The sequence below is a fragment of the Nocardioides sp. genome (genome assembly GCF_041600255.1).
In the GTDB taxonomy this organism is placed as follows: domain Bacteria; phylum Actinomycetota; class Actinomycetes; order Propionibacteriales; family Nocardioidaceae; genus Nocardioides.
Map to the genome: position 1 here is coordinate 1 of NZ_JBFIKK010000002.1, position 22,952 is coordinate 22,952.

Consider the following 22,952-nt stretch of genomic DNA (forward strand, 5'->3'; position numbering starts at 1 on the left):
GACTTTAGCGATGTACCAACAACATCGCCCCGTTGTGCAGGCGTCACCACCGGCTGAAGACCCACGGCGGCTGGCGCTACACCCGACTCGACCCGGGCTCGTTCCTGTGGGCCAGCCCGCACGGCTACACCTACCTGCGCGATGCCACCGGAACGACCGACGTCAGCCGCGACGTCAGCCGAGAACGGCGACCACCACCGGCCCAGCCACCCGAGCCCCTGCCGTACGGCAGACCCTGACCGCCCCACACCCCGCCGATCCACGATCCGCGGGGCACAGGCACGCCTGAGCGGCACGCCACGGGCGACCGTGCAACGTGCGGACCCGCTATTCGCCGTTCAGTGTGTTCAGCACCTGCTCCGCAAACCAGTAGTGGCCAGAGACCAGGCAGTCGGAGGTCTGCTGGACCGTCATGCTCTCGGTGTCGTTCGACCGAAACGTTCTCGGGCACTCGTCGAACGCTTCTCCCGTGTCGATCCCGGTGTAGCGGCCAATGATGAGCGACTCCTTGGCGAAACTCGTGAGCATGTCCCTGTCCTCCTTGCTCACCTTGCTCACGCTCGACGCAGGGAACTGGTTCGAGACACGGATGAGGCCGTAGAGCCTGTTTCGGGCGGCCCGGAAGTAGTCCACGACCGCCTCACGCTCGTCCCCCTGGGTGTGGCGGACGGCATCGTTGTACGCCCGGCGTACCTCGCCGAAGGCGGTGTCCGCAGCGAAGAGATCGCCTTCCAGCTCCTGTGCTCGGAGCGCCCACTGCTCGTCCCAGGTGCGGCGCTGTTCGGGAGTGACGTTCGGCTCTTCGGCGAAGGTGGTCCACACGGGCCAATGTTCCGCCACGTGCTCCTCCATGGCCGAAGGAATTCCGAGGTCCCAGGCGACGATGGCCTCGTCGAGGCTGACCAAGGCGGTCTCCGCTTCGAAGGCCGCCTGTCGTGCATCGTCCCTGTAGTCCTTGTACACCAGGCCCCCGACGCTTCCGACGACGCCGATCATGGCGACCGTCAGCGCTGTCGAGGCTCCTGACCGCTGGTGGGAGCGCTTCGCGGACTCTGCATCGTCAGCCATCGGCAACCCAATCGTTCACTATCGGGTAGGAGGCCGACCTCCCCGCGGTGATACACGACGAGGTGGGGCTGACGCATGGGCAGCGCCGAGCGCGCAAGACCCCTCAGCGCTTGCGCAACAGCGCCATGAACATCGCGTCGGTGCCGTGCCGATGCGGCCACAGCTGCACCGTGCCGGGCAGCGGACCCTCGCAGTCGGGAACACCGGGCAGCAGCCCGGAGGCATCCTCGAGCACCACGTCGGGGTTGGACTGCAGCACCGACGTCACCACACCGGAGGTCTCGGTCACCACCGGGGAGCAGGTCGCGTAGAGCACCACACCGCCCGGGCGGGTCAATCGCAGCGCGGACTCGAGCAATGAGCGCTGCAACAGCACCAGGCCCAGCAGGTCCGCCGGACGACGCCGCCAGCGCGCCTCCGGACGCCGGCGCAACGCTCCCAGACCGGTGCACGGCGCATCGACCAGCACCCGGTCGAACGACCCGGGCGACCACGGCGGGCGGGTGCCGTCGGCAGTCACGATCCCGAGCACGCCGTCAGCGCCGGCCAGCGAGCGCGCGACCAGCTTCGCCCGGTGCGGCTGGGCCTCGCTGGCCAACAGGCCGGCGCCACGCTCCGAGGCGATCGCCGCCAGCAGCGCCGCCTTGCCGCCCGGCCCGGCACACAGGTCCAGCCATCGTTCGTCGGAGCCCTCCACGGAGGCAGCGGCCAGCGCCATCGCCACCAGCTGGGACCCCTCGTCCTGGACGCCGGCCCGGCCCTCCAGCACCGCCGGCACGCTGCCCGGGTCACCGCCCTCCAGGACGGTGCCGTACGGCGAGTACGGCGTCGGCTCTCCGGGCAGCTCGGCCACCGTCGACCGACCAGGACGGGCGACCAGGGTGACCCGGGGAGCCACGTTGTCGGCGGCGAGCAGGTCGTGCAGCTCGTCGACCCCCAGTGCGTTGCGGAGCTCCTCGACGACCCACTGCGGGTGGCTGAACGCGACCGATGCGTAGCGTGCCGGCGAGCTGGTCGGGTCGGGGGCGACGGTCGCGATCCACTCGGTCAGGTCGCGCCCGGCGACCTTGCGCAGCACCGCGTTGCTGAAGCCGGCCGCTCCCGAGTTCACCTTGGCGCGGACCAGGTCGACGCTGGTGCTGATCGCGGCGTGCGGCGGCACTCGCATCGAGAGCAACTGGTGGGTGCCCAACCGCAGGATGTCGAGGACCTTCGCCTCGACCTTGCTCAGTGGTCGGTCCACGCACGCGGCGAGGATCGCGTCGTAGGTGCCGCGGTGGCGCAGAGTGCCGGAGGCGAGCTCGGTCACGAAGGCGGCGTCGCGGCCACTCAGCCCGTGCGTGCGCAGCACCGCCGGCAGGACGAGGTTCGTGTACGCGTCGTCGACCCGCACGGCCTTGAGCACCTCGAACGCCGCCAGCCGCGCCGGGTCGACCGGCTGCCGCGTGCCCGGCGGGCGGATGGTGCGGGTCGGTCCCGCTCCCCGGGGGCGGGGGTCAGGCGTCACCGAGGAACGCCCCTGTCGCCAGGCGCACCCCGCGGGCCCAGTCGGCGGCCTGCATCTGCTTCTTGCCGAACGCCTTGACCTCGCCGAGCCGGACCGCTCCGGTGCCGGTGCCGACCAACACGTCCTTCTTGCCGACGTGCAGCTCACCGGGACGCAGCGGCGTCTCGGGAGGTACGGCAGCGCCGCTGACCGGCCCGATCTTGATCCGCTCGCCCTGGAAGGTCGACCAGGCGCCCGGGCTCGGCGTGCAGGCGCGGATGCGGCGGTCCACGGCTCCGATCGGCTCGGACCAGTCGATGCGCGCGTCCTCGACGAGGATCTTCGGGGCCAGGCTGACGCCGTCGGCGGGCTGCTCACGCGCCTCCAGCGAGCCGTCCTCGATGCCGTCCAGGGTCGCCACGAGCAGGCCCGCCCCACCCTCGGCCAGCCGGCCGAGCAGGGAGCCGGCGGTGTCGGTGTCGTGGATCCGTTCGGTCATCACGCCGAACGTCGGCCCGGCATCGAGCGCCTTGACGATCCGGAACGTGGTGGCACCGGTGACCTCGTCGCCGGCCCAGATCGAGTGCTGCACGGGCGCAGCCCCGCGCCAGTTCGGCAGCACCGAGAAGTGCAGGTTGATCCAGCCGTGCGCCGGGATGTCCAGGGCCGACTGCGGCAGCAGCGCGCCGTACGCGACCACCGGGCAGGCGTCCGGGGCCAGCTCACGCAGCGCGTCCTGGAACTCCGGGTCGCGCGGGTGTTCGGGCTTGAGCACCGGGATGCCGAGCTCCTCGGCGCGCTGGGCCACCGGGCTCGCGACCAGCTTGCGGCCCCGACCCGCCGGAGCGTCCGGCCGGGTCACGACGCCGACCAGCTCGTGGTGGGAGGCCGCGATCGCGTCCAGGGCGGGAACGGCGACCTCGGGGGTGCCGGCGAAGACGACGCGCATCAGAGACCCAGTCCTCTCATCGGGTGCGGAGAGACCTTCACGGTCGGACGCTCGAGCCCGAACCACTCGGACTCCCGGATCATCCGCATCGCCTGCTTGCGGGCATCGGTGTCGAGACGGTCGATGAAGAGCACGCCGTCGAGGTGGTCGGTCTCGTGCTGGATCGCGCGGGCCAGCAGGTCCGAGCCGTGGATGGTGACCGGCTCGCCGTACATGTCGAAGCCGCGGGCGACCACCGAGAGCGCCCGGCGGCACTCGATCGAGAGCTCCGGGATGGACAGGCAGCCCTCGAGGCCCTCCTGCATCTCCTCGGAGAGCTCCAGGGTGGGGTTGATCAGGTGCCCGACCTCGCCGTCGACGTGCCAGGTGAACGCACGCAGGCCGACCCCCAGCTGGGGCGCGGCCAGACCGGCGCCGGGCGCGGCGAGCATGGTGTCGGTCAGGTCCTCGACCAGTTTGCGCAGCTCACGGTCGAAGTCGACGACCTCCCGCGCGGGCTTGCGCAGGATCGGGTCGCCGAAGAGGCGAATGGGCTGGATGGCCACGGGACTCCTAGCAGAGGGGAATGCCGGACCAGTCTAGGGACCACTCAGAGGTTTGTCGGATCGACCCGGATCCGCACGGCGTCGAGTTTCCGGCTGGATCGGATCCGCTGCAGATCGCCCAGTGCCTTCGAGAGCGCAGGCCCCAGGGCCCGGGGCACCCGGACCACCACCCGGCTCTCCCCCTCCAGGTCGACCGGGCCGAGCACCTCGGCGGACTCCGGAGCCGCCAGCAGGGTCAGCGCGTCGTCCACCGCACCCGGCTCCCCGGTGATCGTGGCGAGCCGGGAGGCGGGCGGGAGGTGCGCCTCCTGACGCTCCAGCATCTCCCGCTCGGCGAAGCCGGACATGTCCCAACGCACCAGCGCCTGGAGAACCGGAAGTGACGGGTCGCCGACGGCCAGCACCGCTCCCCCGCGCTGGACCAACCCGGCCGCGTTCGCCCACCGGCGCAACGCCTCCTCGGCGGTACGCAGGTCGGCCCGACCGAGCATCAACCAGGTGTCGAGCAGGACGACCGCCGCATAGCCGCCCGCGGCGACCGGCTCGGCGCCGGGAGTGGCCACCACGATGGAGGGTGCCCCCGCCACCTCGCTCAGCACGCGCTGCCCGCTCGAGGTCTGGACCCGGGTGCTCGTGAACGCCCGGCCGAGCTCCTCGGCCGTGCGGGCGTCGCCGAGCACCGGCGCCCGCAGGCCGCGATGTCCGCACTCCGGGCAGGCCCACGCCTCCTCGGCCGCCCCGCACCATCGACACGACGGCGGCCGGGTCGGGTCGGTCAGGGTCAGCGGCCCCGAGCAGGCGGTGCAGCGCGCCGGCTCACGACAGCGCTCGCAGGCCAGGGAGGCGGCGTACCCCGCGCGGGGCGTCTGCACCAGCACCGGCCCGGCCTGCAAGCCACGACGGATCGCGTCGTGGGCCTCGCGCGGGATCCGGGCGGCCCGGGCGTGCGCGTCTCGCTCCAGGGTCCGCTCGTCGGCGCCAGCGATCGAGACGCTGATCCGCTCCCGCACCACCGCCCGGGGGGCGCTGAGCTCGCGCGCCCAGCCGCTGCGGAGCAGGTACTCCGCCTCGACGGTGCGGGCGAACCCGCCGACCAGCGCGGCCGTGCCTTCCCGCTCGGCGCGCAGCAGCAGCGTCTCGCGGGTGTGCGGGTACGGCGCGCGGGGCTCGGCATGCAGGTCGTCCCCGTCGTCCCAGATCGCCACCAGGCCGAGATCGGCCACCGGCGCGAACGCGGCGGCGCGCGTGCCCACCACCACGCGGCGAGCGCCCCGACTCACCGCCAGGAAGTCCGCGTAGCGCCGGGCCGGGCCGCTGTCGGCCGTCAGCGTGACGTGCTGTCCCTCGCCGAGCACCGCGGTCAGGGCACGGTCCACCCGGGCGACGTCCTTGCCGTCCGGCACGCAGATCAGGCTGCCCCGGCCGCCGGCCAGGGTCGCGGCCGCGGCCTGCGCGAGCGCCAGCGGCCAGTCGGTGGCCGGTGCGGCCGACCAGACCGCTCGGGGGCTGCCGCCCTCGCCGAGGTGCCGCAGGAAAGGTCCGGCGGGCTCGTGGCCGTGCCAGGCCGCTGCGGCGGCCGCAGCGTCGTACGCCGGCGGCGGGGCCGGCTCGACCGGCGGCTGCTTCTCGGTGGTGGCGTGCCGGGCCGGGACCGCGAGCCGCAGCACGTCCGAGCGGCTGCCGGCGTACCGCTCGGCCACGTCGGCCGTCAGGGCCGCGACGGAAGGGCTGAGCACCGGCTCGGCGGAGACCACCCGACGCAGCGGCACCAGTCGTCCCTGGTGGTCGGTGTCGGCTGCCCGCTCGACGAGGAAGCCGTCCACGTCCTGTCCGGCGAAGCGGACCTTGACCCGCACCCCGGGCTGCGCGTCCGCCGCCATGGTGATCGGCACGGCGTAGTCGAAGGGGCGGTCGAGGTGGGCCAGCGGAAGGTCGACGAGCACCCGCGCCACCGGGGCGTCGGGGTCGAGCTCCACAGCCGCAGCCTGGGCGGCGCGGGTGGCGCGCGCCTTGGCCTGGGAGGCCCGCGCCGTCGCCCGGACCATGCCGGGCAGCAACTCGGGCTGCTCCTCGGGGGTCATGGCGGTATTCCTACCAGCCACCACCCCCGAGGAGAGGTGCCGCCCGATCAGCCGCCGGTCAGGTGCTCACCGGCGGACCCGCTTGGTCCTGGCCGACCACCGGGTGTCCGGCGCGTAACCGGGCTTCGTGCCGGTGACCCGGACCCGCATCCGCTTGCCCTTGTCCTTCCGGACCACCGTGTAGACCCTCTTCGTGGCCTTGGCGCCCTTGATCGCCTTGTTGTTGCGGTACCACCGGTAGGTGAAGGTCACGTCCGCCGGCTGCCAGGCTCCCGGCACGGCCCGCAGGCGCTTGCCGACCTTCGCCTTCCCCTTGATCTTCGGCTTCTTGCCGACGACCACGGCTGCGTCACAGGTGTAGACGGTGACGTCGTCGACGAACCAACCGATGTACTCCACGCTCGAGTCGGTGTTCATCGAGAACTGCGGCTTCACCGAGCTGCCGGCGAACGACGTCAGGTCGACCCGGCTGGCCACCCAGCCCAGGCTGTCGTTGCCGAAGCCCATCCGGCCACCGGCCGGGTTCCCGAAGCTGGAGTTGATCAGGTCGCCAGGCCCGTTCACCCAGGGCAGCGAGGCGACGTCGAGCGGAGGATCGGCGTCGCCCAGGTCGTCCACCTCGACCGTGCCGGCGTCGTAGTTGGCGCCGGTTTCCCAGTCCAGGAGCCGCCAGTTCTCGAAGAACAGGAAGCTCTCCTGCCCGGCCGGCAGGGCGATCGGGTCCGCGGTCACCAGCGACGAGGTGCCCAGGAACGGCGGGTCGGTGGAGAACCACGAGTCGATGCCCGAGGTGGCGTTGTGTCCCCAGGCCGGGCTGTTGCGCGACCACGTCGAGTCGGCCACGAACTTGGCGGAGGGGTCCCCGGTCTCGCTGTGGAACAGCACCCGCTCGATGCCCGTCCCGGGGCAGGCGACCTCGGCGTCCGCCGGCTGCGCAGCGTTGGCCGGGGTGGTCCAGAGCTCGGTGGCCAGGCCCGCCTTGTGCACGTTGGTGCAGTTGGCTGCGGTGAAGCCGGACGTGCCGATCAGGTCCTGGCACCCCTGGTCGAGGGCGTCGCCCAGGTTCATGAAGTCGCCACCGGCGGGCAGGCTCTGCAGCACGTTGAGGAAGAGGATGCCCGTCTTGTTCAGGGTGTCGTCTCCCCCGTCGATGCCGGTGATCGACTGCCCGTTGAAGGTGCCGCCCTGGGAGATCAGGTAGGCGGTCTTGTTGCTCACCCCGCTGTTGGAGTGCACGCCACCCCCGTCGGAGTAGTCGGTCGCCGGCACGTAGTTGGCGCTCTGGGTGGTGTCCGGGTCCCCGAAGAGCGTGGGGTCGGCGAGGTTGCGGATGCCACTGGGGAAGCCGGGCAGGTCCTCACCCAGCGCCCAGTTGGTCGGCGAGTCCCCGGGACCGAGGTTCCGGTGGTCGACGATCTCGCCCATGATGTCGGCGATCGACTCGTTGATGGCCCCGGACTGGCTCCAGTAGAAGAGGCGGGAGTACTGGTCGATCACCCCGTGGGTGATCTCGTGACCGACCACGTCGTCGGCGGCTGCGAAACCCTCGCCGTAGTACATCTGCAGGCCGTTCCAGAACGCGTTCTGATAGGGGCACGTGTCGCTCAGCGTGCAGAAGCGGACGGTCGAGGCCAGCTTCTTCACCCCGCCCACGTCGATGCCCAGCATGTCGGTGAGGTCGAGGCCCCCGATGGCCTGGTAGAAGTCCGAGACCGCACCGCTGTAGTCGAACGCCTGGTTGACGTCGGCGACCGCGCTGGGGCCGGAGGCCTCGGTCCGCGCGAAGCCAGAGTCACAGGGGTCGACGGTGGACGGGGTGTTGGCGTTGTCGCAGACCACCCGGTCGATGTGCTGGATCAGGTCGAGGTGCATCAGGACGCCGCCGCTGCGATCGTCGACCAGCACCAGGCGTCGTACGGCGTCGCCGCTGCGGGCCTCGAAGCGCCACACCCCGCGGGCACCCAGCCGGGAGCTCGCCCCGATCACCTGCGGGTCGAACAGCCAGCGGCCCTGGTCGATCAGCTCGACCTGGCCCCCCTTCACTCCGACGCTGCGGGCCACCAGCCGACGGGCGGTGGCTGCGGCCCCGGCCGCGTCGACCCGTGCCTGCGGCACCGGACGAGCCTGCGACAGGCTCCCGGCGATCGAGCCGAGCTCACGGTCGGCGCGCAGGCTGACCACCAGTTCACCCGCGAGGACGGGCAGGCCGCCGACCCGCTGGCCGAATCGGACGACGTCCTGGCCCGAGGCCGCGCGCACGGCCGGCTCGGCCCGGAAGCTGACGCCCGGACGGTCGGTGCCGAAGGCAGGGCCGTAGCGGGCGAGGTGCGCGCGGGCCGCCTGGGCCGTCCCGCTGGTGCGCTGCACCGCCGGGTTGTCCACCTCGGTCCCGGCGGGCACACCCGCGAAGGTGAGCTGTCCGCCGGCGTCGCGGCGCAACGTCAGGGAGCCGTCGGCGTCCTTGACCAACCGGTCGGCTCCGATGCCGGCCGGATCCGCGCCGGGGGGCGCGCTCGCGTTCCCCGCGCTGCTCATCACGCCGAGTTGGCCGGCGGCCAGGACGAGCGCGGTGACCGCGCCCAGGGCAACTCTTCCTCGCTGGATCATCTGGTCATCTCCCGGGTCGGCAGCCACCCCCCGAGAGCAGCCGCATCGCCTTCCAACCTACGAAGACGAACGACCCCGCCGACATGACCAATGATGACCATGCTCGACGGGGTCGGGTGACCCGTTCGGGTCAGCCTGTGCAGGCTGCCTTCAGCGCCTCTGCCCGGTCCGTGCGCTCCCAGGTGAAGTCGGGGAGCTCACGGCCGAAGTGGCCGTAGGCGGCGGTCTGGGCGTAGATCGGGCGGAGCAGGTCCAGGTCGCGGATGATCGCGGCCGGCCGCAGGTCGAAGACCTCGAGCACGGCCTCCTGGATCTTCTCGTCGGGCACCGTGCCGGTGCCGAAGGTCTCGATGAAGACGCCGACCGGGTGCGCCTTGCCGATGGCGTAGGCGACCTGTGCCTCGCAGCGACGGGCCAGCCCGGCGGCGACCACGTTCTTGGCCACCCAGCGCATCGCATAGGCAGCCGAACGGTCGACCTTCGACGGGTCCTTGCCGGAGAAGGCGCCGCCCCCGTGGCGAGCCATCCCGCCGTAGGTGTCGACGATGATCTTGCGACCGGTCAGGCCGGCGTCGCCCATCGGGCCACCGACGACGAACTTGCCGGTCGGGTTGACCAGCAGGCGGTAGTCGGCCGACGGGATGTCGAAGGTGTCCAGCACGGCGTCGATCACGTGCTTCTTGATGTCGCCCTCGAGCTTGGCGTCGATGTCGTCGTCGTCGCGGTGCTGCGTGGACAGCACGACGGTGTCGACACGCACCGGGCGGTTGTCGGCGTCGTACTCGATGGTCACCTGGGTCTTGCCGTCGGGACGCAGGTAGTCGAGCGTGCCGTCCTTGCGGACCTCGGTCAGCTTCTGGGCCAGGCGCTGGGCGATCATGATCGGCAGCGGCATCAGCTCGGGGGTGTCGTCGCAGGCGTAGCCGAACATCAGGCCCTGGTCCCCGGCACCCTGGCTGTCGAGCATGTCGTTGGAGGCACTCACCCGCGCCTCGAAGCCGGTGTCGACCCCCTGGGCGATGTCGGCCGACTGGCCGCCGATGGCGACCTGGACACCGCAGGAGGCGCCGTCGAAGCCCTTGAGCGAGGAGTCGTAGCCGATCTCGAGGATCTTGCTCCGGACCAGCTCCGCCACGGGCGCGTAGGCCTTCGTGGTGACCTCGCCGGCGACGACCACGAGGCCCGTGGTCAGCAGCGTCTCCACCGCGACCCGGCTGCGGGGGTCGTGGGCGAGCAGGTAGTCGAGGACGGTGTCGCTGATCTGGTCAGCGATCTTGTCCGGGTGACCCTCGGTCACCGACTCCGACGTGAAAAGTCGTCCAGCCACAGGTCTGCTCTCTCCCGCTCGTCAAAAAGGTTGGTGTGCACACGGTAACGGTCGTCCCGAAAGGTGGGACGGGGGTCTCAGCCCTGGAGCCTGCGGACGACTTCGTCCCAGATCACCCGGGCCAACGCGTCCTTCGGCCCGTGGGGCACCTCGACCACGGCGCCGTCGGCCCCGAGGATCACGGCCTCGTTGTCGGCACTGCCGAAGACCGCTCCCCCGCTGACGTCGTTGACGACCAGCAGGTCGCAGCCCTTGCGCTCGAGCTTGGCCCGGGCCAGGTCGAGGACCGACCCGGTGGCGTCGCCGGTCTCGGCCGCGAAGCCGACGATCACCGACCCCGGGTGCGTGCGCTCCTGGCTGATCTCGCGCAGGATGTCCGGGTTCTGCACGAGGTCGATCGCCGGGGCGGAGCCGTCCTCGGCCTTCTTGATCTTGGCGGCGCTGTGGCTCGCCGGCCGGAAGTCGGCGGGGGCCGCCGCCATCACCACGGCATCGGCCGCAGCACTGGTCGCGAGGACCTGCTCGCGGAGCTCGGCGGTGGTCTCGACATGGACGACCTTGACCCCGGCCGGGTCGGCGAGCGAGACGTTGGCGCTGACCAGGGTCACCTCGGCGCCACGGGCCGCGGCAGCCCGGGCCAGGGCGTACCCCTGGCGGCCGGACGAGCGGTTGCCCAGGAACCGGACCGGGTCGAGGTACTCCCGGGTGCCGCCGGCGGAGACGACCACGCGGCGACCGGCGAGGTCCTGGGTGGCGGAGCTTCCCCCGGCGAGCACCTCGCGGCAGACCTCGAAGATCTCGACGGCTTCGGGCAGGCGCCCCTTGCCGGTGTCGGCTCCGGTGAGCCGCCCCTCGGCCGGCTCCAGGACCAGCGCGCCGCGCGAGCGCAGCGTCGCGACGTTCGCCTGCGTGGCGGGGTGCTCCCACATCTCGGTGTGCATCGCGGGCACGAAGAGCACCGGGCAGCGCGCGGTGAGCAGCGTGTTGGTCAGCAGGTCGTCGGCCAGCCCGTGGGCGGCCTTGGCCATCAGGTCGGCGGTGGCGGGCGCCACCACCACGAGGTCGGCACCCTGACCGATCCGGACGTGCGGGACCTCGTGCACGCCGGACCAGACGTCGGTGGAGACCGGCTTGCCGGACAGGGCGGCCCAGGTCGCGGCACCGACGAACTCCAGCGCGGCGGCGGTGGGAACCACGGTGACGTCATGGCCGGACTCGGTGAGCCGGCGCAGCAGCTCGCAGGACTTGTACGCCGCGATGCCCCCGGAGACCCCGAGAACGACGCGGGGCCGCGTCCCCTCCCCGTGCGGGGCAGGTGACGCGGCCTCGTCGTGGCTGGATCCAGCCTCGGTCGTCATCGGACCGGTGTGGTCACTCGGACGTGCTGAACGACGCGTCGAGCGCGGCGGCCTTGGCGGCGGCCTCCTCGGCGGCGAGCTCGGCGGGGTCGACGTCCTCGCAGGTCAGCAGGTCCTCGTTGATCTCGCGGAGCGCGATCGAGAGGGGCTTCTCCTGGACGTGGGTGTCGACGAGGGGGCCGACGTACTCGAGCAGGCCCTCACCGAGCTGCGAGTAGTACGCGTTGATCTGCCGAGCGCGCTTGGCGCTGTAGAGGACCAGCTTGTACTTGCTGTCGGTCTTGGTGAGCAGGTCGTCGATCGAGGGGTTGGTGACACCCTCGGCGGCGATGTTGGGCGAAGACACGCGTGAGCCTCACAAGTTGTCGATTGGGGGTTGCTCAAGGTCGAGCACCATCAAGGCTACCAACTCTGCGGCCGCAGCGTGAACTTCGTGGTTGACGATGGTCACGTCGAACTCGGACTCGGCGGCCAGTTCCTCGCGCGCGGTGGCCAGTCGGCGGGTGCGTTCCTCCTCGGTCTCGGTGCCCCGACCGACCAGTCGGCGCACGAGCTCGTCCCACGACGGGGGCTTGAGGAAGACGAAGAGCGCCTCGGGCATCGTGGCGCGGACCTGACGGGCCCCCTGGAGGTCGATCTCCAGCATCGCGGGGCGTCCGGCGGCCAGCACGGCCTCCACGGGACCCCTCGGCGTGCCGTACCGGGCGGCCTGGTGGACCATCGCCCACTCCAGCAGCTCGCCCTCGGCGATCATCCGGTCGAACTCCTCGTCGGAGACGAACCAGTAGTGCACGCCGTCGACCTCACCGGGCCGGGGCTTGCGGGTGGTGGCGGAGACGGAGATCCAGACGTCCGGGCGCGTCGCGCGCACCTCGGCGGCGACCGTACCCTTGCCGACCGCGGTCGGACCGGCCAGCACGAGCAGGCGCGAGCGCCCCGTCGAGCGGGGTGCGGATGCCCTAGTCACGCGCAGCGAACTCGCTCTCGAGGGCGGCCACCTGCTTGGTCCCGAGTCCGCGCACCCGTCGACTCTCGGCGATGCCGAGCTTCTCCATCATCTGGCGGGCCCGCACCTTGCCGAAGCCGGGCACGGACTGGAGCAGGTCGATGACCTTCATCTTGCCCACGACCTCGTTGTGGCGTCCCTCGGCCAGGACCTCGGCGATCGAGGCGCCGGAGTTCTTCAGCCGGTTCTTCACCTCGGCGCGCTCCCGGCGGGATGCGGCGGCCTTGTCGAGAGCGGCCTGACGCTGTTCGGGAGTGAGCGGAGGCAGGGCCACGGGCGGGAATCCTTACGTCGTGGAGAGCAGCGGTGCGCGCCGTCGAGGCGGCCCGGTCTGGTCGGTGAAGGGGCCAATCTAGTCAGAACTGCGACGGTCCAGCAATCGAGCCGGACCGAGCGCTCCGGATGGCAGGACGGCTCACAGGGTCAGGGGGGTCTGGCACACGTCGCGGGCCTGCTGGTCGAGCGACTCGAGCGCCGTCTGGGTCTCGATGCTGCCGAGCTCACGGGCGGCCGCGTCGATCCGGGCCCGCTCGGCGTCGGTCACCCCGTCGGGCGGGTCGTCGCGGTCGTACGTCGCCGGGTCGACCTCGGCCGCCTCCAGCGCGTCCTCGAGCGCGCGGATGCGCCCGACCACCTGCTGCCACTCGTCGCGGATGTCGGAAGGAGCCTTCGACTGCAGGTCGCCGAAGATGTCCAGCGCCCGGATCAGCGCGTCCGGTCCGCCGGCGTCGATGATCCGGGAGAGCTCCTCCTGGTGCTCGGTGACGGCGTTGCAGTAGGTCTCCTGGCGCGTGCTGCAGGCGCCCAGGGAGGCAACCAGCGACGCAGCAGCCACCGCTGCCAGGTGGCGGCGGGCCCGCACCGGGCGGCTCATCCGCGCAGCCCCGCGAGCTCGTCGTTGGTACGACGCGCCGCGTCGCCGAGCGCCCGGAGGTCCGGCCCGGCGCCGAGCAGCTCGCGCGACGAGCTCGGCAGGACGGCCGCGGCAGCGGAGCCGAAGATCCGGCGCAGGTCCGCGACGGTGCCGCCCTGGGCGCCGTAGCCCGGCGCGAGGACGGGTCCACCGATGTCGAGGTCGAGCTCGCTCTCGCCGATGGTCGCGCCGATCACCGCACCGAAGGAGCCCAGCGGGTCCGCGCCGGCGTTGAGCCGGCGCAGGTGGTCGAGCATCCGCCCGGCCACGGTGACCCCGGACCCGGTCACGGCGTGCTGCACCTCCGGGCCCTCCGGGTTCGAGGTCAGTGCGAGCACGAAGAGCCCGGCGCCGTGGCGCCGGGCGGTCTCGACGAACGGGTCGAGCGAACCGAAACCGAGGTAGGGGCTGAGCGTGATGGCGTCCGAGGCCAGCGGCGACGCGGGGTCGAGGTAGGCGTCGGCGTACGCCTGCGAGGTGGACCCGATGTCGCCGCGCTTGACGTCGAGCAGGACCAGCGCGCCGGCCTCCCGGGACTGCGCGATCACCTTCTCCAGCACCGCGATCCCGCGCGCCCCGAAACGCTCGTAGAACGCGGACTGCGGCTTGACCACGCTGACGTGCGGTGCCAGCCCCTCGACCGCGGTCAGCGCGAAGCGTTCGAGACCGGCGACGTCGTCGTCCAGGCCCCAGGCCTGCAGCAGGGAGGCGTGCGGGTCGATGCCGGCGCAGAGCGGCCCGCGCTCGGCGACGGCGGCGTGGAGTCGGGTGCCGAACGGGCTGGTCATGGGGCTCCTCGGAGGTCGGCTGCCACCCGGGCAGCGGTGGTCGGGTCGTGCAGCAGGGCGGTGCCGATCTGGACGGCTCGGGCGCCGGCGGCCAGGAAGGCACGAGCCTCCTCCGCGCTGCCGATGCCGCCGGCCGCCACCACCTCGGCCTCGGGCAGGGCCCGGCAGACGTCGGTGACGCAGCGCAGGGCGACCGGGCGAAGGGCGGGACCGCTCAGCCCGGCCGGGCGACCGTCGGGCATCGCCGCCAGCAGGCTGTTGCCCACCACGACGGCGGAGGCGCCGGCATCCAGCACGCACCGGGCGGACTCGACGACCCGGTGGGGGTCGGGGCGGAGCTTGGCGAGCAGCGGCACGCCGCGCGGCAGCGCCCGCAGCACCGCGGCCACCACGTTGGCCGCGTGGAAGGGCTCCCGGACGTCGAAGACGCCCAGGCCGGCCGCGTCCGGCACCGAGAGGTTGACCTCGATCGCGGAGACGCCCGGAGCGCCCGCCACCCGTCGGGTCAGCTCGGCGTACTCCCCCAGCGTCGAGGCGACGATCGAGACCACGATCCGGGTGCCCTGCTGGGCCAGCCACGGCATCTCGGTCGCGAGGAACTGCTCCACCCCCGGGTTCTGCAGCCCGATCGCGTTGAGCAGTCCCGAGGGCGACTCCCACAGTCGCGGGACGGGGCCGCCCGCACGGGGGTTCAGGGTCAGCGAGCGGGTGACGAAGCCACCCAGCTCGGCCAGAGCGCCGTACGACGCGAGCTCGCGGCCGGTGCCGCCGCACCCGGAGGCGACCAGCACCGGGCCGGCCAGGGTGAGCCCGGCCAGCTCGACGGTGTGCTCGGGAGCGCTCATGCGTCCGCCAGGTCGACCCAGCGGACCCGGTCGCCGCGGAAGACCGGGCCGTCGACACAGGCGCGGGCGGTCCGGGCGGCGCCGTCCTCGCCGACGACGGGCACGGCGCAACCGTGGCACAGGCCGGTGGCACAGGTCAGCGGCTGCTCCAGCGCGGTCTGGCTCCACGCCCCGTGGCGCTCGGCGGCCTCGGCGACCGCGTGCAGCGTCCGGGCCGGGCCGGCGGCGTAGACCACGGCGGCCGCCGACTGGGTCAGCACCTCGTCGAGGACGTCGGCGACCCCGCCGCGGCGCCCGACCGACCCGTCGGCCGTGACCACGGTGACCGCCCGCGCCGCGCGCCGGGTCTCGATCGCGGAGAGCAGGTGGGCCTCGTCGTCCGCGGCCACCAGCAGCGTGACCGGGCACTGTCGCTCGCGCAGGCGCTCGGCCAGCGGGAGGAGCGCTGCGGTGGCGTAGCCCTCGCCGACCAGCAGGCAGGAGACCGGCTCCTGGGGCAGCGCGAACGGACGCCCCAGGGGGCCGGTCAGCTCGAGGGTGGCGCCGGGCGCGAGCGCGTCGAGCCAGCGGGTGCCGGTGCCGACCGGCTCGACGACCAGGTCGATCGTCGCCCCGAAGGCGCCCACGGGCTTGACCCGGTGGATCCAGAAACAACGGCGGGCCAGGTGCTCGCCGCCGCCCTGTCCGGTCGGCGACCCGCCGACCGAGAGCGCCACGAAGGTGCCGGGTCGGAAACGCTCGGGGATGCCCGGGGCCACCAGCGTGAGGTGGCGGTAGGCACCGACCCGTTTGCTGGCGAGCAGCTCCCCCGACACGTGCAGGGGACCCCGGGCGGGCCGGCTCATGCCGTGGCTGCGCGGGCCAGACCCCGCACGATCCGATGCGGCCAGAGCGGGCCCTCGTAGATGAAGGCGGTGTACGCCTGGAGCAGCGTCGCCCCGGCGTCGAGCCGGGCGCGGGCGTCCTCGACGGTGCTGATGCCACCGACCCCGACCAGGACCAGCCGGTCCTCGACCCGGCCGCGCAGCAGTCGCAGCACCTCGAGCGAGCGCGCGGTCAGCGGCGCCCCGGACAACCCACCGGCTCCGATCGCCGCGACCTGGTCGGCCGGGCTGTGCAGCCCCGCGCGCGAGATCGTGGTGTTCGTGGCGATGACGCCGTCAAGGTCCAGGGCGAGCGCCAGGTCGGCCACCGCGAGCACGTCGTCGTCGTCGAGGTCGGGCGCGATCTTGACCAGCAGCGGCACCCGGCCCTTGGGCGTGGCCGCGTCCGCCGTACGACGCACGTGCTCCAGCAGCGGCTGCAGCTTCTCCACGGCCTGGAGGTTGCGCAGGCCGGGGGTGTTCGGGGAGCTGACGTTGACGACCAGGTAGTCGGCGTACGGCGAGAGCAGCCGCGCGCTGAGCGCGTAGTCGGCCAGGACCGCGCCCTCGTCGTCGTCGGGCACGAGCTTGGTCTTGCCGATGTTCACCCCGAGCACCGGACCGGACTCCTCCCCCCGGCGTCGGCGTCGCTCGGCGCGGTGGCGCAGCCGCTCGGCCACCACCTCGGCGCCGTCGTTGTTGAAGCCCATCCGGTTGATCACCGCACGGTCGGCGGGCAGCCGGAACAGCCGTGGCGTGGGGTTGCCGGGCTGACCCTGACCGGTGACGGTGCCGATCTCGACGTGCCCGAAGCCGAGCGCACCGAGGGCGTCGATGCCGACGGCGTTCTTGTCGAACCCGGCCGCCAGACCCAGCGGGTGCGCGAACGTGAGTCCGAACGCCTCGACCTCGGTGCCGCCGGTCCCCCCGGTCCGGGCCGCCAGGGCCGCGGCCGCCGAGAGCACCGGGCCGGCCGCGCGGATCCCACGGAAGCCCAGGTGGTGCGCCTGCTCGGGGTCGGTGCGGGCCAGGACGTGGTCGAACAGCAGGCGGTAGCCCGTCACGTGTCGAGCCCGTGGCGCTTCAGCGCCCAGTCCTGCAGGCTGCAGACGCCGATCTCGCCCCGGTCCTGGGCCTCGATGCCCTGGACCGCCGCCCCCAGCCCCTGCACGGTCGTGATGCAGGGGATGTTCGCCATGATCGCGGCGGTGCGGATCTCGTAGCCGTCCAGGCGCGAGGAGCCGCCGCCGGTCGAGCCGTGCGGGGTGTTGATCACCAGCTGGATGTCGCCGGCCAGGATCATCTGCACCGTCGTCGGCTCCCCGTTGGGCCCCTCGCCCTCGAAGTGCTTGCGGACGACGGTCGCGTGCACGCCGTTGCGGCGCAGCACCTCCGCGGTGCCCTGGGTGGCGAGGATGTCGAAGCCGTGGTCGGCGAGCACCTTGATCGGGAAGATCATGTGCCGCTTGTCGCGGTTGGCCATCGAGACGAAGACCTTGCCGGTGGTGGGCAGCGAGCCGAACGCGGCCGCCTGCGCCTTGGCGAAGGCACGACCGAAGTCGGCGTCGAGCCCCATCACCTCACCGGTGGACTTCATCTCCGGCCCGAGCACCGTGTCGACCTGGGCGCCGTCGGGGGTGCGGAACCGGTTGAACGGCATCACCGCCTCCTTGACCGCGATCGGCTGGTCGCCCGGCAGGGTGCCGCCGTCGCCGGTCTCCGGCAGGACGCCGGCCTTGCGCAGGCTCTCGATCGACTCGCCGAGCATCACCCGGGCAGCTGCCTTGGCCAGCGGGGTGGCGGTCGCCTTGGAGACGAACGGCACGGTCCGGCTGGCGCGGGGGTTGGCCTCGAGGACGTAGAGCACGTCCGAGCCCAGGGCGAACTGGATGTTCAGCAGGCCGCGCACCCCGACCCCGTCCGCGATCCGACGGGTCGCCTCGCGGATCCGGAGGATCTCGGCCGCGCCCAGCGTGATCGGCGGCAGCGCGCACGAGGAGTCCCCGGAGTGGATCCCGGCCTCCTCGATGTGCTCCATCACGCCGCCGAGGAAGAGCTCCTCGCCGTCGTAGAGGGCATCGACGTCGATCTCGACCGCGTCGTCGATGAAGCGGTCGACCAGGACCGGGTGCTCCGGGCTGATCTCGGTGGCACGCTCGATGTAGCCGGCCAGGGCGTCGTCGTCGTACACGATCTCCATGCCGCGTCCGCCCAGGACGTAGGAGGGCCGCACCAGGACCGGGTAGGCGATCTCGGCGGCGATCCGGCGGGCGTCCTCGAAGCTGGTGGCCATCCCGTGCTTGGGGGCCGGCAGCCCGGCCTCGGCGAGCACGCGGCCGAAGGCGCCGCGCTCCTCGGCGAGGTGGATCGCGTCCGGCGAGGTGCCCACGATCTTCACGCCCGCAAGCTCCAGGCCCTTGGCCAGGCCGAGCGGCGTCTGGCCGCCGAGCTGGCAGATCACCCCGGCGATCGGGCCGGCCTGCTGCTCGGCGTGCACGATCTCCAGCACGTCCTCGAGGGTGAGCGGCTCGAAGTAGAGCCGGTCGGAGGTGTCGTAGTCGGTCGAGACGGTCTCGGGGTTGCAGTTGACCATGATCGTCTCGTAGCCGGCCTCGCTGAGCGCCAGCGAGGCGTGCACGCAGGAGTAGTCGAACTCGATGCCCTGACCGATCCGGTTCGGGCCCGAGCCCAGGATGATCACGGCCTCCCGCTCGCGCGGGACGACCTCGGTCTCCTCGTCGTAGGAGGAGTAGTGGTACGGCGTGGTCGCGGCGAACTCGGCGGCACAGGTGTCGACCGTCTTGTAGACCGGGCGGACCCCCAGGGCCTGGCGGACCCCGCGCACGACGTCCTCGCGCATCCCGCGGATCTGGCCGAGCTGGGCGTCGGAGAAGCCATGCCGCTTGGCCAGCCGCAGCGTGTGCTCGTCGAGCCGGGTGGCGGCTGCCACCTGCTCGGCAACCTCGTGGATCAGGAAGAGCTGGTCGACGAACCAGGGGTCGATCCTGGTGTGCTCGAAGATCTGCTCCTGGGTGGCTCCGGAGCGGATCGCGTCCATGACCTCCTTGAGCCGGCCGTCGTGCGGCGTCTCGATCCGCCTCAGCAGCTCCTCGGTGGACTCGGTCAGCGAGCCCGGCGTGAAGTCGAAGACCGCGTTCTTGCTCTCCAGCGAGCGCAGCGCCTTCTGCAGGGCCTCGGTGAAGTTGCGGCCGATCGCCATCGCCTCGCCCACGGACTTCATGTGCGTGGTCAGCACCGGGTCGGCGCCGGGGAACTTCTCGAAGGCGAACCGCGGCACCTTGACCACGACGTAGTCCAGCGTCGGCTCGAAGCTGGCGGGCGTCTTCAGGGTGATGTCGTTGGGGATCTCGTCGAGGGTGTAGCCGATCGCGACCTTGGCGGCGATCTTGGCGATCGGGAAGCCGGTCGCCTTCGAGGCCAGCGCGGAGGAGCGCGAGACCCGCGGGTTCATCTCGATCACGATCAGGCGACCGTCGGCCGGGTTGACGGCGTACTGGATGTTGCAGCCGCCGGTGTCGACGCCGACCGAGCGGATGATCCCGATCGCGAGGTCGCGCATCTTCTGGTACTCGCGGTCGGTGAGCGTGAGCGCCGGGGCGACCGTGATCGAGTCGCCGGTGTGCACGCCCATCGGGTCGAGGTTCTCGATCGAGCAGATGATCACCACGTTGTCGGCGGTGTCCCGCATGACCTCGAGCTCGTACTCCTTCCAGCCGATGATCGACTCCTCGAGGAGGACCTCGGTGGTCGGGCTGGCAGCGAGGCCGGCGCCGGCGATCCGGCGCAGGTCGTCGGCGTCGTAGGCCATCCCGGAGCCGGTGCCGCCCATGGTGAAGGAGGGCCGCACCACCATCGGGTAGCCGAGCTCGTCGGCGGCGTCGAAGCAGTCCTGGATCGAGTGGCAGATGACGCTGCGCGAGCACTCGCCGCCCAGCTCCTCGACGATCTTCTTGAAGACCTGGCGGTTCTCACCCCGGTTGATCGCCTCGATGGAGGCGCCGATCAGCTCGACGTTGTACTTCTCCAGCACGCCGGCCGCGTCGAGCGCCATCGCGGCGTTGAGAGCGGTCTGCCCGCCGAGGGTGGCCAGCAGCGCGTCGGGGCGCTCCTTGGCGATCACCTTCTCCACGTACTCGGGCGTGATCGGCTCGACGTAGGTGGCGTCGGCGAACTCGGGGTCGGTCATGATCGTGGCCGGGTTGGAGTTGACCAGGATGACCCGGATCCCCTCGGCCTTGAGCACCCGGCACGCCTGGGTGCCGGAGTAGTCGAACTCGCAGGCCTGGCCGATGATGATCGGCCCGGAACCGATCACCAGGACGGACTTGATGTCCTCGCGCTTGGGCATCAGGCACTCTTCCCATCTGCGCCGCCGGTGCGGGCCTCCATGAGCTGGACGAAGCGGTCGAAGAGGTAGGCGGCATCGTGCGGGCCGGCCGCGGCCTCCGGGTGGTACTGCACCGAGAAGCTGCGCAGCGCGCCGTCGGCGTCGCGCAGCTCGAGCCCCTCGACCACGTCGTCGTTGAGGCAGACGTGGCTGACCGAGGCGGCGCCGTACGGCGTCTCGACGGGCTCGTCGAGCGAGCGACCCTCGGGCCACTTCACCGCGAAGCCGTGGTTGTGCGAGGTGACCTCGACCTTGCCCGTGGTCCGGTCCATCACCGGCTGGTTGATCCCCCGGTGGCCGTAGGTCAGCTTGTAGGTGCCCAGCCCGAGGGCCCGGCCGAAGAGCTGGTTGCCGAAGCAGATCCCGAAGTAGGGCAGGCCGGCCGACAGTGCGCCCTGGAGCAGCTCGACCTGGCCGGTGGTGGCGGACGGGTCGCCGGGGCCGTTGGAGAAGAAGACGCCGTCGGGGGCGACCGCCTGCACGTCCGCGAGGCTCGCGGTGGCCGGCAGCACGTGCACCTCGATGCCGCGCTCGGCCATCATCGCCGGCGTCATCGCCTTGATCCCGAGGTCGATCGCGGCCACCGTGAAGCGCTTGGCCCCCACCGCGGGCACGACGTACGCCTCGGAGGTGGAGACCTCGCTGGCGAGCTCGGCGCCGGCCATCTCGGCCGAGGCCCGCACGCGGGCCAGCAAGGCGTCGCTGTCGGTCTCGGTGGAGGAGATGCCGACCCGCATCGCACCGCGCTCGCGCAGGTGGCGGGTCAGGGCGCGGGTGTCGACACCGGAGATCCCGACGACGCCCTGCTCGACCAGCTCGGTGTCCAGGGTGCGGCGCGAGCGCCAGTTGGACGGCACCCGGGCAGGGTCACGCACGACGTACCCGGAGACCCAGATCCTGCGGGACTCGGGGTCCTCGTCGTTGATCCCGGTGTTGCCGATGTGCGGGGCCGTCATCACGACGACCTGGCGGTGGTAGGAGGGGTCGGTGAGCGTCTCCTGGTAGCCGGTCATGCCGGTGTTGAAGACCGCTTCGCCGAACGTCTCGCCGGTGGCGCCGTAGGCCTGGCCCCGGAAGACGCGGCCGTCCTCGAGCACCAGCATCGCTGGTCGGGACGGGGTGGGGCCGGGGGTGGCGGAGTCCGCCGGGTGAGTCTGGGCATGCGCTGGCACGCCGTACCTCCTTCTCCGCCTCACAGGACGGATCGTTAAAGGATGTCGATCGACGCTGACCCTACCAGCCGCCGACCCGCTCCTCGGCTTCGTCCCATCCCGCGAGGCGCTGGACATTTCTGGCAGTCGGGCGCATGATCCTAAGCATGGTAGGAACGCCTAACAGCATTCGGATCGAACGACGCCGAGCGGCCGTGCGCGACGAGATCCTCGCCGCTGCCTGGGAGGTGGCTCGCAGCCGCGGGCTGGCCCAGTTGACGTTGCGCGACGTCGCCGACCGGGTCGGCATGCAACCCCCCTCGCTCTACACGCACTTCGACTCCAAGCACGCGATCTACGACGCGATGTTCGCCCAGGCGTGGACCCAGTTGCTGGACCTCACAGTGGCCCAGCCCGCTCCGGACCCGTCTCGTCCCCGCCAGGTCCTGCGCGCCGACGCTCGGCTCTTCTTCGACTTCGCGGTGGCCGACCTCCCCCGCTACCAGCTGATGAACCAGCGCACGATCCCCGGATTCGAGCCCAGCCCGGAGGCCTACGCGGTCTCGGTCCGGGTGATGACGCTCTACCGCGAGCAGCTCGCCGCCATCGGGATCACTCGCGACGAGGACGTGGACCTGGTGGTCGCCCTCGTCGGCGGCCTGGCCGATGCCCAGCTCGCCAACGACCCCGGCGGCGAACGCTGGTCGCGCCTGCTCGACCGCGCCGTCGACATGTACGCCGACCATCTGAACCTACCCACGGAGGAGAACTGAGATGTGCCCGACAGCCGCGACCGCCGAGAGGCTGCGCCCGCGCGAGAGCGCGTTCGACCACGACGAGGCCATGCGCCTCGCCTCGACCGAGTACCAGCGCGTCGTCGAGCTCTTCGAGGAGCTGACGCCGGCCGACTGGACGGCTGCCACCGAGTGCCCCGGTTGGGACGTGCGGGCGATGGCGGGCCACATGCTCGGGATGACCCAGATGGCCGCCTCGCTGCGGGAGATGGCCAGCCAGCAGCGGGCCGGGAACAAGCGCGCCGCGGCACAGGGGTGCCTGCCGCTGGACGGTCTGACCGCGATCCAGGTCGACCGCAACGCGGGACTCTCCACCGACGAGCTCGTCGCGGCCATGCGCGAGCGCGGCCCGGCGGCCGCGAAGGCCCGAGCCCGCACGCCGGGCTTCATCCGGCACCGCACGTTGCCCGGCGAGCAGCGCGTGGGCGAGGTCGACGAGCCGTGGACGCTCGGCTTCCTGCTGGACACGATCCTGACCCGCGACCCGTTCCTGCACCGCTACGACATCGCCCGCGCCACCGGTCGCCCGATGCGGCTGGAGGCCGACCACGAGGGCCGGATCGTCGCTGATGTCGTCGACGAGTGGGCGGACCGGCACGGTCAGCCCTACGTCCTCGAGCTGACCGGTCCCGCAGGCGGATCCTGGCGCGAGGGTGACGCCGAGCCGATCAGGATGGACGCGATGGAGTTCTGCCGCACCCTGTCCGGTCGCGCTCCCGGTCAAGGTCTGCTGGCGGTGGCGGTGCCGTTCTAGGCGTGAGGT

At 72.0% G+C, this 22,952-nt stretch carries 21 protein-coding genes; 3 read left to right on the forward strand and 18 right to left on the reverse strand.

Annotation, left to right across the window (positions count from 1 at the left end):
* The first annotated feature begins 32 nt into the window (after positions 1 to 32).
* On the forward strand, positions 33 to 239 hold the full coding sequence (locus tag ABZE72_RS00365) for a hypothetical protein (protein WP_372727018.1): 207 nt from the start codon (positions 33 to 35) through the stop codon (positions 237 to 239).
* An 88-nt stretch (positions 240 to 327) separates the two neighbouring features.
* Here ABZE72_RS00365 and ABZE72_RS00370 read toward each other — a convergent pair whose 3' ends face one another.
* The 18 genes from ABZE72_RS00370 to carA form a co-directional block, all read right to left on the reverse strand.
* Complete coding sequence (locus tag ABZE72_RS00370) at positions 328 to 1,068, reverse strand: hypothetical protein (RefSeq protein ID WP_372727019.1); 741 nt, start codon at positions 1,066 to 1,068, stop codon at positions 328 to 330.
* A gap of 103 nt (positions 1,069 to 1,171) precedes the next feature.
* Positions 1,172 to 2,575, reverse strand: a complete 1,404-nt coding sequence (locus ABZE72_RS00375; protein ID WP_372727020.1) for an RsmB/NOP family class I SAM-dependent RNA methyltransferase — start codon at positions 2,573 to 2,575, stop codon at positions 1,172 to 1,174.
* Complete coding sequence (gene fmt, locus ABZE72_RS00380; RefSeq protein WP_372727021.1) at positions 2,565 to 3,503, reverse strand: methionyl-tRNA formyltransferase; 939 nt, start codon at positions 3,501 to 3,503, stop codon at positions 2,565 to 2,567. Before fmt ends, ABZE72_RS00375 begins: the two co-directional genes overlap by 11 nt.
* Positions 3,503 to 4,048 (reverse strand): peptide deformylase, encoded by a 546-nt coding sequence (def, locus tag ABZE72_RS00385; RefSeq protein WP_372727022.1) that lies wholly within the window; start codon positions 4,046 to 4,048, stop codon positions 3,503 to 3,505. Before def ends, fmt begins: the two co-directional genes overlap by 1 nt.
* A gap of 44 nt (positions 4,049 to 4,092) precedes the next feature.
* On the reverse strand, positions 4,093 to 6,129 hold the full coding sequence (locus ABZE72_RS00390; protein ID WP_372727023.1) for a primosomal protein N': 2,037 nt from the start codon (positions 6,127 to 6,129) through the stop codon (positions 4,093 to 4,095).
* A gap of 66 nt (positions 6,130 to 6,195) precedes the next feature.
* Positions 6,196 to 8,763 (reverse strand): M4 family metallopeptidase, encoded by a 2,568-nt coding sequence (locus ABZE72_RS00395; protein WP_372727024.1) that lies wholly within the window; start codon positions 8,761 to 8,763, stop codon positions 6,196 to 6,198.
* A gap of 103 nt (positions 8,764 to 8,866) precedes the next feature.
* Complete coding sequence (gene metK / locus ABZE72_RS00400; RefSeq protein WP_372727025.1) at positions 8,867 to 10,063, reverse strand: methionine adenosyltransferase; 1,197 nt, start codon at positions 10,061 to 10,063, stop codon at positions 8,867 to 8,869.
* Between the two features lie 77 nt (positions 10,064 to 10,140).
* Positions 10,141 to 11,421 carry a bifunctional phosphopantothenoylcysteine decarboxylase/phosphopantothenate--cysteine ligase CoaBC gene (gene coaBC, locus ABZE72_RS00405; RefSeq protein ID WP_372727026.1) on the reverse strand — a complete coding sequence of 427 codons (1,281 nt, stop codon included), beginning with the start codon at positions 11,419 to 11,421 and terminating at the stop codon, positions 10,141 to 10,143.
* 13 nt (positions 11,422 to 11,434) lie between these two features.
* The gene (gene rpoZ / locus ABZE72_RS00410; RefSeq protein WP_372727027.1) at positions 11,435 to 11,767 is read right to left on the reverse strand and encodes a DNA-directed RNA polymerase subunit omega; all 333 of its coding nucleotides are present in this window, start codon (positions 11,765 to 11,767) and stop codon (positions 11,435 to 11,437) included.
* Between the two features lie 9 nt (positions 11,768 to 11,776).
* A complete protein-coding gene (gene gmk, locus ABZE72_RS00415) occupies positions 11,777 to 12,388 on the reverse strand; it encodes a guanylate kinase (RefSeq protein ID WP_372727028.1) in 612 nt (203 codons plus the stop codon).
* Positions 12,381 to 12,701 (reverse strand): integration host factor, actinobacterial type, encoded by a 321-nt coding sequence (gene mihF, locus ABZE72_RS00420; RefSeq protein ID WP_372727029.1) that lies wholly within the window; start codon positions 12,699 to 12,701, stop codon positions 12,381 to 12,383. The genes gmk and mihF overlap by 8 nt, the downstream gene beginning before the upstream one ends.
* 141 nt (positions 12,702 to 12,842) lie before the next feature.
* Positions 12,843 to 13,301: a hypothetical protein gene (locus ABZE72_RS00425; protein WP_372727030.1), complete on the reverse strand. Its 459-nt coding sequence runs from the start codon at positions 13,299 to 13,301 to the stop codon at positions 12,843 to 12,845.
* On the reverse strand, positions 13,298 to 14,128 hold the full coding sequence (gene pyrF, locus ABZE72_RS00430) for an orotidine-5'-phosphate decarboxylase (RefSeq protein ID WP_372727031.1): 831 nt from the start codon (positions 14,126 to 14,128) through the stop codon (positions 13,298 to 13,300). The genes ABZE72_RS00425 and pyrF overlap by 4 nt, the downstream gene beginning before the upstream one ends.
* A complete protein-coding gene (locus ABZE72_RS00435; protein ID WP_372727032.1) occupies positions 14,125 to 14,973 on the reverse strand; it encodes a tRNA-dihydrouridine synthase in 849 nt (282 codons plus the stop codon). The genes pyrF and ABZE72_RS00435 overlap by 4 nt, the downstream gene beginning before the upstream one ends.
* A complete protein-coding gene (locus ABZE72_RS00440; RefSeq protein ID WP_372727033.1) occupies positions 14,970 to 15,818 on the reverse strand; it encodes a hypothetical protein in 849 nt (282 codons plus the stop codon). Before ABZE72_RS00440 ends, ABZE72_RS00435 begins: the two co-directional genes overlap by 4 nt.
* The gene (locus tag ABZE72_RS00445; RefSeq protein ID WP_372727034.1) at positions 15,815 to 16,900 is read right to left on the reverse strand and encodes a quinone-dependent dihydroorotate dehydrogenase; all 1,086 of its coding nucleotides are present in this window, start codon (positions 16,898 to 16,900) and stop codon (positions 15,815 to 15,817) included. The genes ABZE72_RS00440 and ABZE72_RS00445 overlap by 4 nt, the downstream gene beginning before the upstream one ends.
* A complete protein-coding gene (gene carB, locus ABZE72_RS00450; protein ID WP_372727035.1) occupies positions 16,897 to 20,205 on the reverse strand; it encodes a carbamoyl-phosphate synthase large subunit in 3,309 nt (1,102 codons plus the stop codon). The genes ABZE72_RS00445 and carB overlap by 4 nt, the downstream gene beginning before the upstream one ends.
* Entirely contained in the window at positions 20,205 to 21,347 is a 1,143-nt protein-coding gene (gene carA / locus ABZE72_RS00455; RefSeq protein WP_372727068.1) for a glutamine-hydrolyzing carbamoyl-phosphate synthase small subunit, read from the reverse strand. The genes carB and carA overlap by 1 nt, the downstream gene beginning before the upstream one ends.
* Positions 21,348 to 21,562: 215 nt before the next feature.
* Between carA and ABZE72_RS00460 the strand changes: the two genes are divergently transcribed.
* Positions 21,563 to 22,168, forward strand: coding sequence for a TetR/AcrR family transcriptional regulator (locus ABZE72_RS00460; RefSeq protein WP_372727036.1), 606 nt, complete (start codon positions 21,563 to 21,565; stop codon positions 22,166 to 22,168).
* A gap of 1 nt (position 22,169) precedes the next feature.
* The gene (locus ABZE72_RS00465) at positions 22,170 to 22,943 is read left to right on the forward strand and encodes a maleylpyruvate isomerase family mycothiol-dependent enzyme (RefSeq protein ID WP_372727037.1); all 774 of its coding nucleotides are present in this window, start codon (positions 22,170 to 22,172) and stop codon (positions 22,941 to 22,943) included.
* The last annotated feature ends 9 nt before the right edge of the window (positions 22,944 to 22,952 follow it).